15 protein-coding genes are annotated in these 15394 nt (G+C 36.4%); 13 read left to right on the top strand and 2 right to left on the bottom strand.

Annotated features, from left to right (window positions below):
* Positions 1–20 precede the first annotated feature (20 nt).
* Together I580_RS11390 and I580_RS11385 are read left to right on the top strand one after the other, a co-directional pair.
* Positions 21–797 (top strand): Cof-type HAD-IIB family hydrolase, encoded by a 777-nt coding sequence (locus tag I580_RS11390; RefSeq protein ID WP_010770482.1) that lies wholly within the window; start codon positions 21–23, stop codon positions 795–797.
* Between the two features lie 208 nt (positions 798–1005).
* Entirely contained in the window at positions 1006–1977 is a 972-nt protein-coding gene (locus tag I580_RS11385; protein ID WP_010770483.1) for a hypothetical protein, read from the top strand.
* 95 nt (positions 1978–2072) lie between these two features.
* Here I580_RS11385 and def read toward each other — a convergent pair whose 3' ends face one another.
* A complete protein-coding gene (gene def / locus I580_RS11380) occupies positions 2073–2636 on the bottom strand; it encodes a peptide deformylase (RefSeq protein ID WP_010770484.1) in 564 nt (187 codons plus the stop codon).
* A 276-nt stretch (positions 2637–2912) separates the two neighbouring features.
* Here def and rpsO point away from each other — a divergent pair, with 276 nt between their 5' ends.
* From rpsO to I580_RS11350, 6 genes are all read left to right on the top strand, one after another.
* Positions 2913–3182, top strand: coding sequence for a 30S ribosomal protein S15 (rpsO, locus tag I580_RS11375; protein WP_010770485.1), 270 nt, complete (start codon positions 2913–2915; stop codon positions 3180–3182).
* A gap of 211 nt (positions 3183–3393) precedes the next feature.
* Positions 3394–5508, top strand: a complete 2115-nt coding sequence (gene pnp, locus I580_RS11370) for a polyribonucleotide nucleotidyltransferase (RefSeq protein ID WP_010770486.1) — start codon at positions 3394–3396, stop codon at positions 5506–5508.
* Positions 5509–5694: 186 nt separating this feature from the next.
* The gene (mreC, locus tag I580_RS11365) at positions 5695–6555 is read left to right on the top strand and encodes a rod shape-determining protein MreC (protein WP_034859978.1); all 861 of its coding nucleotides are present in this window, start codon (positions 5695–5697) and stop codon (positions 6553–6555) included.
* A gap of 7 nt (positions 6556–6562) precedes the next feature.
* On the top strand, positions 6563–7072 hold the full coding sequence (gene mreD, locus I580_RS11360; RefSeq protein WP_010770488.1) for a rod shape-determining protein MreD: 510 nt from the start codon (positions 6563–6565) through the stop codon (positions 7070–7072).
* 244 nt (positions 7073–7316) lie between these two features.
* Positions 7317–8642, top strand: coding sequence for a coiled-coil domain-containing protein (locus I580_RS11355; RefSeq protein ID WP_010770489.1), 1326 nt, complete (start codon positions 7317–7319; stop codon positions 8640–8642).
* Positions 8643–8952: 310 nt separating this feature from the next.
* Entirely contained in the window at positions 8953–10254 is a 1302-nt protein-coding gene (locus I580_RS11350) for a coiled-coil domain-containing protein (RefSeq protein ID WP_010770490.1), read from the top strand.
* A 108-nt stretch (positions 10255–10362) separates the two neighbouring features.
* Here the strand turns inward: I580_RS11350 and I580_RS11345 are convergent, their stop codons facing one another.
* Positions 10363–12168 carry a M3 family oligoendopeptidase gene (locus tag I580_RS11345; RefSeq protein WP_010770491.1) on the bottom strand — a complete coding sequence of 602 codons (1806 nt, stop codon included), beginning with the start codon at positions 12166–12168 and terminating at the stop codon, positions 10363–10365.
* Positions 12169–12284: 116 nt separating this feature from the next.
* Between I580_RS11345 and I580_RS11340 the strand changes: the two genes are divergently transcribed.
* The 5 genes from I580_RS11340 (at position 12285) to I580_RS11320 (ending at position 15381) form a co-directional block, all read left to right on the top strand.
* Positions 12285–12788, top strand: a complete 504-nt coding sequence (locus tag I580_RS11340) for a VanZ family protein (RefSeq protein ID WP_010770492.1) — start codon at positions 12285–12287, stop codon at positions 12786–12788.
* Positions 12789–12983: 195 nt separating this feature from the next.
* The gene (locus I580_RS11335) at positions 12984–13376 is read left to right on the top strand and encodes a YxeA family protein (RefSeq protein WP_010770493.1); all 393 of its coding nucleotides are present in this window, start codon (positions 12984–12986) and stop codon (positions 13374–13376) included.
* A gap of 78 nt (positions 13377–13454) precedes the next feature.
* The gene (locus I580_RS11330; RefSeq protein WP_010770494.1) at positions 13455–13664 is read left to right on the top strand and encodes a hypothetical protein; all 210 of its coding nucleotides are present in this window, start codon (positions 13455–13457) and stop codon (positions 13662–13664) included.
* Positions 13665–14052: 388 nt separating this feature from the next.
* A complete protein-coding gene (locus tag I580_RS11325; RefSeq protein ID WP_010770495.1) occupies positions 14053–14778 on the top strand; it encodes a YebC/PmpR family DNA-binding transcriptional regulator in 726 nt (241 codons plus the stop codon).
* Between the two features lie 75 nt (positions 14779–14853).
* Positions 14854–15381 carry a GyrI-like domain-containing protein gene (locus I580_RS11320; RefSeq protein WP_010770496.1) on the top strand — a complete coding sequence of 176 codons (528 nt, stop codon included), beginning with the start codon at positions 14854–14856 and terminating at the stop codon, positions 15379–15381.
* Positions 15382–15394: the final 13 nt, after the last annotated feature.

Here is a 15394-nt window from a genome sequence, read left to right as displayed (position 1 = left end):
AGCGAGCGAGTTATTACGCCATGAGAAGAAAACTTTTTGCATTTGATATTGATGGAACATTACTTGGAACCGACAAACAACCGTTAGAAAGTACAAGAGAAGCACTGAAAATGTTAAGAAAACAAGGTCATTTGGTCACTATTGCTACGGGACGGAGCCGATTTATGGCGCAAGATATTATTTTAGATTTAAATTTTTCTAATTACGTTCTATGTAATGGTGCGGCGGCGTTTTTAGATCATGAGCAATATTATCAAAACTTATTGGATGAAGATGAGTTGAATCGCTTTGCTTCAGAAGTGGAAAAAAGAGAAATTGGCTTGGCGTATGTTGGACTAGACGATGTGAAGAAAAATAACCATCATCGCCGTGCGCAAATGGTTGAAGCTATGGGGTCGATTGATTTTGAAGCGCCTGAATATGACCTTAATTTCCAAAAAGAAAACGATGTTTATCAAGCGTTGGCTTTTTACGATGATTCGGCAGATGGTATGTTTGATCGTGAATTTTCTAAATTCCGCTTTATCCGTTGGCATTCAGAAAGTGTGGATATTGTCCCTAAAAATGGCTCCAAAGCAGCCACATTACTGAATTTAGCAGACCGAGTGGGGATTGCTCGAGAGGATATCGTCACATTCGGCGATGGTGAAAATGATCGTGAAATGTTGCGAGAAGCAGGTATCGGTGTAGCGATGGGCAATGCATTACCTCATATTCAAAAAGAAGCAACAATCGTAACTGATACAAATGATAATGATGGTATTTGGAAAGCGCTGAAAGAATTAAAGGCGATTTAAAGATAAGATTCTCTAATTTTTACAGTTGAAAATAGAAAGAGAAGCTGTAGTGGTAGTGTTTATTTCCGAAGCCGCTACTTCTGTCTGATTGTTTATCCAAATTCCATGTGACGGGGATAGAACTCAATGAGTTTTACTCCCGTCTTTTTTTATTTACTTTTGGTATTTTTTTTATTACAATTGTAAGTGATGTTAAGGAGGGAATAATTTGAAAAAAAGTAGAAGGATAAAAGGGTATTTTTTGATAGCTGTTGTTGTATTTTTTACATTGATAGGTGTTAATCAAGATGGGCTAGTTCGAGCAGAACTAGCCACAAAGGACACTAAATTGAATTACGAAAAAGATGAACCTTTAGATCAATGGATGCCAGATAAAAATCTACAGAAGTCTGTTGCTTATGCATTAGGAATAACTGTAAAAGAAATCACCAAAGAGCGTGTAAAGGAATTGAGATCATTTGGAAGTCGTGGTGGGAACCCAATCTACAGAAGAGGTTATAGCGAGCACTACTTGGCGGTGAAAAATTGGCAAGGTTTTGAATATGCTATAAATGTTACTGATTTTGAACTACTGGGCGCGACGGATGATGATTTACAGAAAATTATACTGCCACCAGAATCTATTCGAAAAAACATTAGTAATGTTTTCCTAGTATCAAGTGTGCCGAAAAATGTCAACGTTGCTCTTTCTTATATAAAAGAAAAATTTATAAATGTAGAAGTCATTGGTCCTCTGCCTACTATGGCTTCATCAAGCTATTCAGATATGATTGTGTTAGATGAGCAAACACTGGGGCATTTTGAAGTGCCGATTGACAAATTGATAACAATTTTACCAGATGAAAAGGAGTTTACTCTAGATCTGAATTTAACCCAAAAAGAAGTGATATTTCAAGCGAGTAATGTTAAGTTGAAATATGCGGTCAAACAAGAAGAGAGTACCTTTATTTTTGATTTGCTAGAGGTACTGGGAATGGATTATTATGATGAAAATGTGGCATATGCTACTTCAAAAGAAGCAGCATATCGAGAAATTCAGGGAACTCAAAAAAGTCTTCCAACGACAAGTGCCGCTTTCTTTAAAGAAAAATTTGTCACCATTACATACATGGGGACTGATTCTGAAGGGGTAAGTATTTATGGTGAATTGGAACCAGTTTTAAGGATAAAATTTGAATAAGTAAAGGGAAATTAAACGGCTGTTAAGCTGATTTTAGAAAAAATCTATAGTAAAAAACCTACGATGAAGAGTAGAATCGTAGGTTTTTTATATGTTTATTCAATCACTAAAACGCCATCTTTCAACGCATATGGATTTTCTGGATTGATATGATCATAAAACATAACACCATTCAAATGATCGATTTCGTGTTGAACGACGATTGCTTCATAATTTTTCAACCGAATTTTTTGTTTTTCACCTGTAGCATCTACATAAGAAAGTGTAATCTTGTTGTGACGTACCACATATCCTGGTACCTCACGATCAACAGATAAACAACCTTCCCCTTCGCCAAGACAAGCATCTTGAACAGAATGACTTAAAATTTTAGGATTATACATCACAGCACTTAATGTTGGTTCTGGATTTTCTAGATCACCATTTGGAACATGAACTGCGATGATTCTCTTAGAAATATCTAGCTGGGGAGCAGCTAAGCCCACGCCGCCACGTAATTTTAGTTCTTCTGCTTTGACAGGATCTTGACTATTTTTCAAGAACTCCATCATATCTTTACCTAATTTGATATCTTCATCAGAGAGCGGTACGGAGACTTCTTTAGCTACTGCTCTAAGAGTTGGGTTTCCTTCACGGATAATATCCTTCATGGTAATCATGGGATAATTCCTCCTTTATTGTTAAAAGTTTAGGCTAGCTTTAGCTAGAAACTTTTCATTTATATAGGTATATGCCTATACAGTTTATCATAAAACCAATAAGAATGGGGAGAAATTGTTCAAAAAACACGGATCTGAATTAGCCTTGGTCTTGCATTTTTAACAACTTTCCTGTAAAGTATATCCGTATGGCAACATACCGTCTTTTACTTGGTTGTGCGAATCACCAACGCGTTACTCAGTAAGAAGATGACTATTAAAGAAGAGGTGAAAAACATGGCAATGTCAAAAGAAAAGAAAAACGAAATCATTAGCGAATACGCTCGTCATGAAGGAGATACTGGTTCACCAGAAGTACAAATCGCTGTATTAACTGCTGATATCAATCACTTGAATGAACACGCTCGCGTTCACAAAAAAGATCATCATTCTTACCGTGGACTAATGAAAAAAATTGGTCACCGTCGTAACTTGTTAGCTTACTTACGTAAGACTGACATCCAACGTTACCGCGTATTGATCGAACGTTTAGGATTACGTCGTTAATCAAACACTAGAAAAGCGAGATTCTTAACGAACCTCGCTTTTTAGCTTATTTAAAAGCAAAGGTTGAGTATCCTTAAAATACCAAAAAAACATCATCTTTGGAAAGTTTGAATGAATCTACTAACCAAATAAAAGGACTCAATTTTTTTGAATCTTTTCATTTGTTTAGTAGCAATCTAACTTTTCCGAAGAATCGAAGGAGAAGAGATATATGACAGAAAAACAAGTGTTCAAAACAACTTGGGGCGGACGTCCTCTACAAGTTGAAGTTGGTCAATTGGCCAAACAAGCAAACGGAGCTGTATTAGTTCGTTATGGAGATACTGTAGTATTAAGTGCAGCAGTAGCTTCAAAAGATGCGCGCGACTTTGATTTCTTTCCGTTAACAGTCAATTATGAAGAAAAAATGTACGCTGTAGGAAAGATTCCAGGTGGATTTATCAAACGTGAAGGCCGCCCAAGTGAACGTGCAACATTAACAGCTCGTTTGATTGATCGTCCAATTCGTCCAATGTTTGCGGAAGGTTTCCGTAATGAAGTTCAAATCACAAATACAGTGATGAGTGTGGAACAAGATTGCACACCAGAAATGGCTGCAATGTTCGGATCGTCTTTAGCTTTGGCAATTTCTGATATTCCATTTGACGGACCAATCGCAGGTGTGGATGTAGGTCGTGTTGATGGGGAGTATGTATTGAACCCAACCGTTGAACAATCTGAAAAAACAGATATCGAATTAACCGTTGCTGGAACGAAAAAAGCAATCAACATGGTTGAAAGTGGTGCAAAAGAAGTATCTGAGGAAGATATGCTTGGCGCTTTATTATTCGGTTTTGACGCTATCAAAGAATTAGTTGCTTTCCAAGAAGAAATCGTTGCCGCAGTCGGCAAAGAAAAAATGGAAATCAAATTATTACAAGTTGACGCTGACTTGAAAAAAGAAATCTTTGATGCTTACTACGCTTCAATGAAAGAAGCGGTAATGACCGAAGAAAAACTAGCTCGTGAAGTGAACATTGATGCAATCAAAGACCAGCTAAAAGAAGCGTATGCTGAAAAATTTGCTGGCCACGAAGATGCAGATCAAGTAGCAAAAGAAGTAAAACAAATTGCTGAAGACTTAGAAAAAGATGTTGTTCGTGAATTGATCACGATCGATAAAATCCGTCCTGATGGTCGTAAACTAGATGAAATCCGTCCGTTGGCTTCAGAGACTGGCATTTTGCCACGTGTTCATGGTTCTGGATTATTTACCCGTGGGCAAACACAAGCTTTGTCTGTTGTAACATTAGCACCACTTGGTGAACATCAAATCATTGATGGTTTAGGCGTAGAAGACAGCAAACGTTTTATTCATCATTATAACTTCCCGCAATTCTCTGTTGGTTCAACAGGTCGTGCAGGATCTCCAGGTCGTCGTGAAATCGGACACGGCGCTTTAGGTGAGCGTGCGATGGCACAAGTTATTCCGAGTGAAGCAGATTTCCCTTACATGATTCGTGTGGTTTCTGAAGTTTTAGAATCTAACGGTTCTTCTTCACAAGCAAGTATCTGTGCAGGCATCTTAGCATTGATGGATGCAGGTGTACCAATTAAAGCACCAGTTGCCGGAATTGCTATGGGACTTGTCAGTGATGGTGAAAACTATACGATCTTAACAGATATTCAAGGACTAGAAGATCATTTAGGCGATATGGACTTTAAAGTTGCTGGAACAAAAGACGGAATCACAGCTTTACAAATGGATATCAAAATCCAAGGAATTACTGAACAAATCTTAACAGAAGCATTGACTCAAGCGAAAAAAGCCCGTATGGAAATTCTTGCAGAATTAACGTCAACAATTGCTGAACCCCGTACAGAGTTAAGCAAATATGCACCGAAAATCGAAATGATTCAAATCGCTCCAGCTAAAATCAAAGATGTTATTGGTAAAGGTGGAGAAACAATTAACGGAATCATTGATGAAACTGGCGTGAAGATCGATATCGATCAAGAAGGTAATGTAAGTATTGCCTCTGCTGATGCAGATATGATCAAAAAAGCAATCAAGATCATTGAAGAGCTAACAAAAGAAGTTGAAGTAGGACAAGTTTACCTTGGTAAAGTTGTTCGCATTGAAAAATTTGGCGCCTTCGTTAACCTGATCAAAGGAAAAGACGGATTAGTTCATATCTCTCAATTGGCGAATGAACGTGTAAACAACGTTGAAGATATCGTGAAACTTGGAGATGAAGTGCTTGTGAAAGTTACTGAAATCGATAAACAAGGTCGTGTGAACGTTTCACGTAAAGCTTTATTGACTGAAGAAAATAAAGAAAAATAAGCAAGAGGATTTTGCTTTGAATTTACATTTAATTAAAGCAGAGTATGGTGTTCAGCCTACTCTGTTTTTTTGTGAAAAGGCTACTATTTAATAAAAAAATGTAAAGACGCATCACAGCTCTTTTGTTTGCTTAGAATTAGTGGTAAAATTATTGCTATCAGTCTAAAGATTATTCGGGGTGTCGATGTGAAAAAATTTAATCCAAATAAAAATATAATTATCACGCTGATTCTAGTGATTATCGTGGTTACGATCATAAGTTTGACCGCAGCTCATAGAGCAAATAATGGAAAATCTAATCTTGGTCAATCTGCAGTCAACGATAGTGTAGGTTTTGTTGACAAAGTTATTTCATTTCCAGCTAAGATGATCAGTAGTGGTGTATCATCGATCAGTACACTTTTCAACACTTACGATGAAAATCAACGATTAAAAGAGCGAATCGATGGCTACGGTGAATTATCGATTCAAAATGATAATTTAAAAAAAGAAAACGAAACATTGAAAAAAGAACTAGAGCTGAACGAGACTTTGGGGAATTATGAGAAAGTGACAGCAACAGTTGTTTCACGTTCGCCTGATATGTGGCAAGATTTGTTGATTGTCGATCGCGGGTCAAACGATGGGATAGAACCAAATATGGCAGTAATGGCGCAAAAAGGGTTGATTGGTCGCGTAGTCGAAGTCAATGCGACTTCCTCTAAAGTAGAGCTATTAACATCTAAAAATCAAAATTCCAATCATTTTCCAGTTCAAATCAATTCTGAAAAAGGTGATTCATACGGCCTTTTGAAAAATTATGACGATAAAGAAAATACGTTGATTATCAGCCAATTGGTGGGGGATATGGATATCAAAGAAGGGGATATCGTTCAAACTTCTGGACTAGGACAAAATTCTCCAGCGAACTTACCAGTTGGAGTAGTTCAAAAAGTTAAACCAGATAGTTATGGTTTAGACAGAGAAGTTTATGTTAAACCCTATGCTGATATGTATGGAATACCCGTTGTAACAATCATCAAGCGACTAGCTGGAGCGGGGGAATGATGAAGCAATGATACGTAAAGAAAATGTTAAATACTACGCACCAGTCGTTTTCTTTCTGCTGATGTTGATTGATGGTCAATTGACTCAGGCGGCGATAAATTTAACAGATAATGTCTATTTTGCGAATGCTCATCTTATGTTACTGGCTTTTTTGATGGCAGTTCCTAATTTGTCTAAGCGGTACCTGTTGATCACAACGGTGGTCTTAGGTATGATTTGTGACAGTTACTATATTGGAATCATAGGAATTTACACGGTTGCCTTAGCAGCAACGGTTATGATGATGTATCGTTTTCAACGAGTAGTCCATACGAATTTGTTGACTGGTTTTTTTGGAATGATCATTTTTGTGACAACTTATGAGTTGATTGCGGTAGGACTTCAAGTGGTTTTTCATCTATCAAACGTAGCGCCAATATTATTTATCACGAAAGTTTTAGGGCCAACATTACTATTTAACATGTTGATATTTGTTATTTTTTCTTATCCGTTAAAAAGACTATTCGCTAATGAATAGTCTTTTTTCTTTTTTAAAACGTCAGTTTTATTACAAGCAGTGTTGCTTAGAATCATAAGTTGACCGCGCTACAGCCTATTACGGTTGTTATTTTATTTCGCTGTGTGAAATATTTTTGTAATATCCTTTTTATCTGTATGTCATACTGCTATGGTACAATTAGCCCGTTGTTAAATTAAACTAAGACCAAAACAATACACAGAAATTATAAAATACATAAAAGTAAATGCCGGAGGAATAAAGAGTGAAAAAAAGTATATTATCAGCGCTGATGGTTTGTTCGATCGCGCTTACCTCAGCTGTATTGCCTATTGCGGCAGTTGCAGATGACTATGATAAAAAGATAGAGCAGCAAGATGAAATCATTAACGGATTAAAAACAAAAGAATCAGAGGCTGCAAGTAAATTAGCAGCGATTGAATCTGATATGCTGAGTACAGCGACAAAAATCGACGAACTAACAGACAAGAAAAAAACACTTAAAGATGAGATCACGACATTGTATGGTGAGATTTCAGATTTGAATGTTCGTATTCAAAAAAGAGAAGTTCAAATGCGTAATCAAGCTCGTGATGTTCAAGTTAGTGGGACAAGTACAAGTTACTTAGATGTTATCCTTAATTCTGAATCAATTTCAGATGCGATCAGTCGTGTACAAGGAATTTCAACATTGGTCAAAGCGAACAATGATTTATTAGAACAACAAAACTCTGATAAAAAAGACGTGGAAAAAAAGACTAAAACAGTTGAGACTCAAATTTCTGTTTTAGAAACTTCTACAAAAGAACTAACTGCTAAACAAGCTTCATTGGATACTTTAAAACTGGAGCAAGAAATTGCGAAAAATGAGTTAGAATCACAACGTTCAACAGAGGAAAGTAAAAAAACAGAGTATGTTGAACAAAAAGCAGCAGCTCAAAAGAAACTAGAAGAAGAACAAGCAAAGCAAGCAAAACAAGCTGAGGCACAAAGAAAAGCAGAAGCAGAAGCGGCTATGAAACTTGCAGAAGCACAAGCTGCAAATCCAGGTCTTGCGAGAACGAATATGGTAGAAGAAAATGGTACAACAACAACTGCACCTGCTGCACCAACACCAGAAAAACCTAATGGTAATAATTCTGGTGGTGGTAGTAGCATTGGTACTGGTGGCGTGTCAGAAGCGAAGAAAAGAGCTGCACAAATCGCCTTAAATGCTGTAGGGCAAACAAACCCAACAGGTTGGGGACAAAGTGGTGAATGTATTGTAGCTGTTCAAAACTGGTTAAATGCTGCGGGAATTAGATTCTCTCCAGGAGGTCCACATAGTGGCTATACGCAATCTGGAGCAGTTCAAGTATCATGGTCTGATGTTCAGGTCGGAGATGTAGTTCAATATGAGAATGCTCTTAGCCCAGATGCATGGTTAGATGGCGTTCACACAGTTCTAGTCGTTGGTGTTAACGGTAGTTCAGTTCAAATCGTTGAATCAAATAATCCAGCAGGTTCTGGTTATGTGTCTACAACTACAGGTTGGACACCAAGCCCATATGCAGCAAACTTCAGAGCAGTTGTATGGCGTTTTCCAGGCTAATTATTAGATAAAAGAGTAAATCTCCACTAGCAAAATCTGTTGATTTTGTTGGTGGAGATTATTTGTAATATGGCGTTGAATGAAGTATGGTAAAAGAACCAATGTTTTATTTTAGTGTTTTTATTTAATTGCAACCTAATTTGATGATGAGCTATCATAGTTAACTTTCAAAAATGAAATACTCCTGTAACATTATTTTTATGTGTATGACATGTGGTTATGATACAATGATTTCGTTGTCAATAATAGAATGAAAATTACTCAAAAGATGAACCATTATATGATAAGTAAAAAGTCGGAGGAATGAATAGTGAAGAAAAGTATATTGCCATTATTAATGACTTGCTCATTAGTTCTTACATCTGTAGCATTACCATCAATCGCATCGGCAGATGAAGTGGATTCAAAAATTCAACAAAAAGACCAAGCAATTTCAGGATTGAAATCTAAGGAAGCTGACGCTCAAAGTCAAGTAGCTGCTGTACAAGAACAAGTGGCTTCTATTAATGAAAAAGCAGAAACTTTATTAGCTGAACAAGGCAAATTAAGAAAAACTTCTACTAACTTAGAAAAAGAAATTACACAATTAACAAAACGTATTGAAAAACGTGAAGTGGCTATTCAAAATCAAGCACGTGACGTACAAGTGAACGGTGGCAGCTCAAGCTATATGGATGCATTATTAAATGCAAAATCAGTATCTGATGCTATTACTCGTGTAACGGCGATGTCTACGATTGTTAATGCAAATAATGACTTAGTGAAACAACAACAAGAAGACAAAAAAGCAGTAGAAACAAAGAAAACTGAAAATGAAGCAAAATTACAAGAATTACAAGATAATCAAGTAGAACTGGAAGCTCAAAAAGGTGAACTAGTTAAAGCAGAAGCTGATTTAACTGTATTACAAACAACATTAGCTGCTGAAAGAGCAACTGCTGAAGATCAAAAAGCTGGCTTAGTAAAAGAAAAAGAAGCAGCAATTGCAGAACAAGCACGTATTGCTGAACAAGAAAAAGTAGTAGCAGCAAATGCTAAAAAAGCAGCTGAAGAAGCAGCTGCGGCTAAAGCAACAACACCAAGTACTACAACAGCTTCATCTACGGGAGAATCTACAACAGGTTCAACAACTGGAACGACAGGTTCGTCAACGGGAACTTCAGATACTGGTAATGTAACTCCAGTACAGCCTGAACAACCACAACAACCTGAACAACCAGATGTTCCTAAAGACCCAGGAACACCAACTCCACCACCACCAACTGGCGCTTCTGCAATTGGTATTGCAGCAGCACAAGTTGGCAAACCATACGTTTGGGGAGCTAAAGGTCCAAATAGTTTTGACTGTTCAGGTTTAGTCTACTATGCATTCATGCAATCAACTGGACGCAATGTCGGTGGTTATACAGTTGCACAAGAAAGTGCTGGTACACGTATCTCTGTAGCTGAAGCTCAAGCTGGAGATTTATACTTCTGGGGTAGCCCAGGTGCTTCTTACCACGTAGCGATTGCTACAGGTGGCGGTGGTTATATCCACGCTGGTAACGAAAGTACAGGCGTTGAATACAGCAACGTTGGTTCATTTACACCAAGTTTCGCTGTACGTATGTAATCTAATAGTTTAAGAACCAGACCTATGTCTGGTTCTTTTTTGTAAAGAAAACTAAAAGAAGAGAGTGGTTAAAAGTATGTCTACTTCTAACCACTCTCTTCAATTTTTCTACCTAATATATGCCTCTGTTAATTCCATAAACTCATTTACATCTTTAATCACTTGATCAATTCCAGCCTGCCAAAAATCAGGTTTCGTTAGATCCACGCCTAAATGCTTTTGGGCTAAATCTTCTGAAGTCATGGATGCTGTGTCTCGAAGTAAAGCAATATACTGATCTTCAAAACTAGAACCTTGTTCATTAGCATAAGCATAAATTCCCATACTAAATAAATAACCAAATGTATAAGGGAAATTATAAAATGGGACATCGTCAATAAAGAAATGCAGTTTACTTGCCCAAAAATGAGGATGATATGTTCCTAAGCTATCTTGATAACTTTCTTTTTGTGCTTCAAGCATCAGCTCTGTTATTTCATCTTCACTTAGCAGTCCATTTTGACGAGCGTTATAAAAACTATTTTCAAAAATGAAACGAGAATGGATATTCATAAACATTGCGATCGCATTTTGCATTTTTGTATCTAATAAGTTGATTTTCTCTTCAGGTGTCTCAGCTTTTTTTAATGTAGCGTCTGCTACAATCAATTCTGCAAATGTACTAGCAGTTTCAGCCACGTTCATTGCATATTCCCGATCGAGAGCAGGAAGATCCCACATCACGCTACTATGAAATGCATGACCTAGCTCATGAGCTAATGTTGCTACTTCATTGATAGAATTTCCAAAAGTCATAAAAATTCTAGATTCTTTTGTTTCAGGAAGCTCTGTGCAATAGCCGCCTGGGCGTTTACCAGGGCGATCTTCAGCTTCGATCCAGCTTTTTTCAAATGCTTCTTTAGCAAAAGTTGCCATAGCTGGACTAAATTTTTCAAAGTTTTCTAAGATGAATGTGGCTGCTTCATCAAAGCTATAAGATTTTTCCTTTAAATCGCCTAAGATAATCGGTGCATCTTGATCCTGCCAGTCCATTTTCTCTTTTCCAAATAATTGTGCTTTCCGGGTTAAAAAGTCAATAAATGGTTGTTTGTTTTTTTGAATCGTATCCCACATTACATCCAAAGTTTCTTTTTGCATGCGGTTATAGTTTAAAGGTTTTTCTAAGAAATCAGTGATACCATGTAATTTGTAGTCACTTAAACGAAAACCATCTAAATGATTTAGCGTATCTGCTAATAACGGAGCTTTTTCGCTCCAAGCTTTTTCCCATTCAACAAATAATGCTTCACGCACTTCTGTATTTGGATCACTCATCATGCGATTGAAGGCTTGACCAGCTGAAAGGAGCGTTGTTTGATCGCCGTCTTTAAATGGAATAGAAAGACTAGCTACAATTGTGTCATAGTGACTACTCCAAGCGTTTAGACCATCTAAAGATAGAGTATTGATGATGTTTTCTTCTTGTTCAGATAATAGTCGCATTCCATCACGACGGATTTCACTTAAACGAAACGCAATAGCGTCAAAAGCAGGTAAGGCAATCAAAGCTTGCCATTGTTCATCAGAAATTTCTGTCAATTTTTTAGTAAAAATAGTTTCTGCTAACTGAATTGCAGGTAATAGGGAGAAAAGATCTCCAGATAAAACTTTAGCTTTTTTATCGTTTGTATCAGCGGATGATAATGCGTTGATAAAGCTACTACATTGTGAAAAACCGTCAGAAATAGTTCCTTGTAAAGTTAGAATTTGTTGTAGCTCTTGATACTCGATATCATTTTCTGGTGTCCATTGTTCAATCAATTGATGATAATGATTACTTTGTTCTTTCAATTTTGTTAATCGTTGTTCTAGTTGTACTGATTGGCTACCGCCAGGGAAGATACTATCTAGATCCCAAACAAGCGAATAAGTCATATAGGATTCCTTCTTTCTTAAATTCATTTCTTCTAGTATAGCATAAGAAAAAAGGAATGAGTGATTGTTTATTTTGTTTAAAAAAGCTACTATAATAAAAGGAAAGAGGTGACGAATTGAAAAAACAGTTAAAAAATAGTAATTTTTATATCTTCGTAGCATTTTTGATTATGGCTGTTTTGTTTTATAGTTCTTCTCAAACCTATGAGCAACAATCTCAAGTTGGGTTACTGGATAAGCTATTGAATAATCATCCATTTGAAGAACAGTTAAAAGGAATCTCATTTAACTATGCTGGAAGTGAAGTTAGTATTCAAGCAAAAGGGTATGCTAAATTTGTAGAGTTTTTTATTCGTAAAGGCGCACATTTTGGAACATACTTTTTATTAGGCGGTAGTTGGTTTATCGGATTGAATATGAAAATCAAACAACCTCTTTTGATAGGTGTTGTGGCATGGCTTACAGCAACTGGTTACGCTGGTTTAGACGAATACCATCAAATGTTGACCGGTGGACGGACACCGTTGTTTCAAGATGTTATGCTGGACTCTATTGGTGCTCTAACAGCAGTTCTTCTTTGCTTACTTGTAATAGGTATCAAAAAAATGAAGAAAAAATAAAAAACACAATGCTTTTATGATTAGTGAACCAATCTCTAAAAGTTAGACTAAAAAATCTAACTTTCAGGGATTGGTATTTTTATTTTTAGAATTAAATTATAAAAATCAGCCCTAAGCTGGATGAAAACCAATGTAAAAAAATTTATGATAACTAGAGTGAATGAAAATACCGATGAAAGAAGTGGAGGACATATTGTGAAACGTTTCTGTAAAGCGATACTAGCAACGATTATTGTCTTCGCAGTCGGGATTGTCGGACTTAGAATTTATACGTACAACAATACTTCATTAGCTGCAGCTGTGATAGATAACTTAAATCCTCTTGTTAAAAACGATACACTATACGTTAAGACAACTAGTAAGTATGACTATAAATATCTAGATGCAGTCAGTAAAATAGAAAATTTTGCTTATATTCAAACTTGTTATACTAGAAAAGGTGAGACAAGAAAATTGGAATATGTTTCACTTGGTAAGCAGTTGTCACCTGGAAAGTTCTTAAAATTAAGAGTTAAAGGGCAAAATGTTTTGTCTTGGGAAGAAATTAAACAGCGAGAATTACCTGAACCAGTTATACCGTTATTATAATAAAATGAAAAAAACTTATGAAAAATTCAGTTATTTCAAAAGAAAGCCTTCTATAATAGTAGTGAGGAGTGATTGAATATGGAGAATGTAACGATCAGTAAAGGGAAGGTACGAGATACGACAACAATCGTTAGTTTAGGAATGTTGGCTTATCGGATATTTCCAGATACAGCATGTGTCAATATTCAACTGCTGAATGGCAATCAAGAAGAGTGTACGATTCCATTGAAGAATGGCGAAGTATTTATGTTACGTGGTGTGAAGCTTTGCCTTGATGTTAAAGAGTAAAGCAGATAAGCAAGGGAAAACAATTGTTGAAAGGCAGTTGTTCTCCTTTGCTTATTTTAAATGGTTAAAACACTATTTTGGGAAAGATAAATCAGGAGTGTGTGGATGAATACTAAAATGTTCCCCATGTAAATAAGTTGTTTTTTTTTGCATTTAAAGGCTTCATTGATAAGACTTTTAGCTACCTTCTCTGGATTTTCAATGAAGGCTGCTCTTGCTCTGATCTCTTTTTAGTGTAGCAAACGTTTAGGACAAGAGTAAAGGTTGCAACTATTAAGAAGCATAGTAAAATAGAAGATAAATGAATTGTTTAGTAGTACTATTATCTAGCTTTTCGAAAAAAGATAAGGTATGGATAATACTAAGCGTTGAGTAGGAGGAATAACAAATGGCAGGTCACAGTAAATGGAAAAATATTCAAGGGAGAAAAAATGCGCAAGATGCAAAACGTGGCAAGATATTTCAAAAATTATCAAGAGAAATTTATATGGCAGCCAAAGCTGGAGGCGCAGATCCTGCAACTAATGCAGCGTTGAGACTGGTTATGGATAAAGCCAAAGCAGCTAATATGCCCAATGACAATATTGACCGCGCGATCAAAAAGGCTAGTAGTGCAGGCGAAAATGAACACTATGATGAGATTACGTATGAAGGATATGGACCAGCTGGTGTTGCAATTTTAGTGTATGCCTTGACGGATAACCGAAATCGAACAGCAACCAATGTTCGAGTTGCATTTACTAGAAATGGTGGTTCTTTAGGTGAAACAGGTTCTGTTAGTTATATGTTCGATCGTAAAGGATATATTGCAATTGAGCGCTCCAGACTTTCTGTTGATGAAGATACGATGTTTGAACATGTATTGGAAGCAGGAGCTGATGATTTGGAAACATCGGACGAAGTCTTTGAAATTTATACGGCACCTGAAGAGTTTACTACGGTTCGAGATGCTTTGGAAAAAGATGGTTATACTTTAGCTCAAGCAGAGTTAACGATGGTTCCACAAACCTTAGTTGAACTAGATGCTGATCAACAAGAGCAGCTTCAAATGTTAATTGATAAGTTAGAAGAAGAGGATGATGTATCTGAGGTGTTCACTTCAGCAGACTTATAATTTGATAAATGATGACATATAGATGTCGTCATTTATCTGTTAATTTATAGTCATCACATAAATGGAGATGAGCCTATGAATTATAAAATCGAAAAAAAAGAAGCTTTTGGAGTTATTGGATACACACAAGAAATAACTAAAATTGAAAAAAATGAAAATTTTTATGAAATATCACAATTCTGGTCAAATTTAACAGAACACAACATGAATCAGTTGATGTCTGTTGCAGATGGTACTGTACAAGGTATTCTAGGTGTTTCTAATAGTAACAAAAATCAACAAGACTCGTTTAACTATATGATTGGGACGAATGCACAACCTCAGGAAATCAATAAAGAGCCTTGGGTACATATTCAATTTCCAAAATCAGATTGGGCAGTGTTTGAATGTATTGGTGCAATTTCAGCTGGTGTTACAGCAATCGATGAAACACAACCATTTGAACCAAATAACTTGATGAAACTGAAACTACAAAAAAGTGCTCTGTGGAGCGATGACTCAGTGGCTGAGAATACTGAACTATCAAGAGTGGAATGCTATCCGCTAGGCGATATGGAAGCTAAGGATTATCGGTGCGAATTATGGATTCCTATAAAAAAATAATAGTTCTAAAAGA

Origin of the sequence: Enterococcus caccae ATCC BAA-1240, from assembly GCF_000407145.1 — a bacterium.
Lineage (GTDB): Bacteria > Bacillota > Bacilli > Lactobacillales > Enterococcaceae > Enterococcus_L > Enterococcus_L caccae.
This window is presented reverse-complemented; position numbering and strand designations above follow the sequence as displayed.

Coding starts and splice junctions, on each gene's coding strand:
- I580_RS11390 (WP_010770482.1), top strand. CDS start 21: ATGAGAAGAAAACTTTTTGCATTTGATATTGATGGAACATTACTTGGA.
- def (WP_010770484.1), bottom strand. CDS start 2,636: ATGATTACCATGAAGGATATTATCCGTGAAGGAAACCCAACTCTTAGA.
- rpsO (WP_010770485.1), top strand. CDS start 2,913: ATGGCAATGTCAAAAGAAAAGAAAAACGAAATCATTAGCGAATACGCT.
- pnp (WP_010770486.1), top strand. CDS start 3,394: ATGACAGAAAAACAAGTGTTCAAAACAACTTGGGGCGGACGTCCTCTA.
- mreD (WP_010770488.1), top strand. CDS start 6,563: ATGATACGTAAAGAAAATGTTAAATACTACGCACCAGTCGTTTTCTTT.
- I580_RS11345 (WP_010770491.1), bottom strand. CDS start 12,168: ATGACTTATTCGCTTGTTTGGGATCTAGATAGTATCTTCCCTGGCGGT.
- I580_RS11330 (WP_010770494.1), top strand. CDS start 13,455: ATGGAGAATGTAACGATCAGTAAAGGGAAGGTACGAGATACGACAACA.
- I580_RS11325 (WP_010770495.1), top strand. CDS start 14,053: ATGGCAGGTCACAGTAAATGGAAAAATATTCAAGGGAGAAAAAATGCG.
- I580_RS11320 (WP_010770496.1), top strand. CDS start 14,854: ATGAATTATAAAATCGAAAAAAAAGAAGCTTTTGGAGTTATTGGATAC.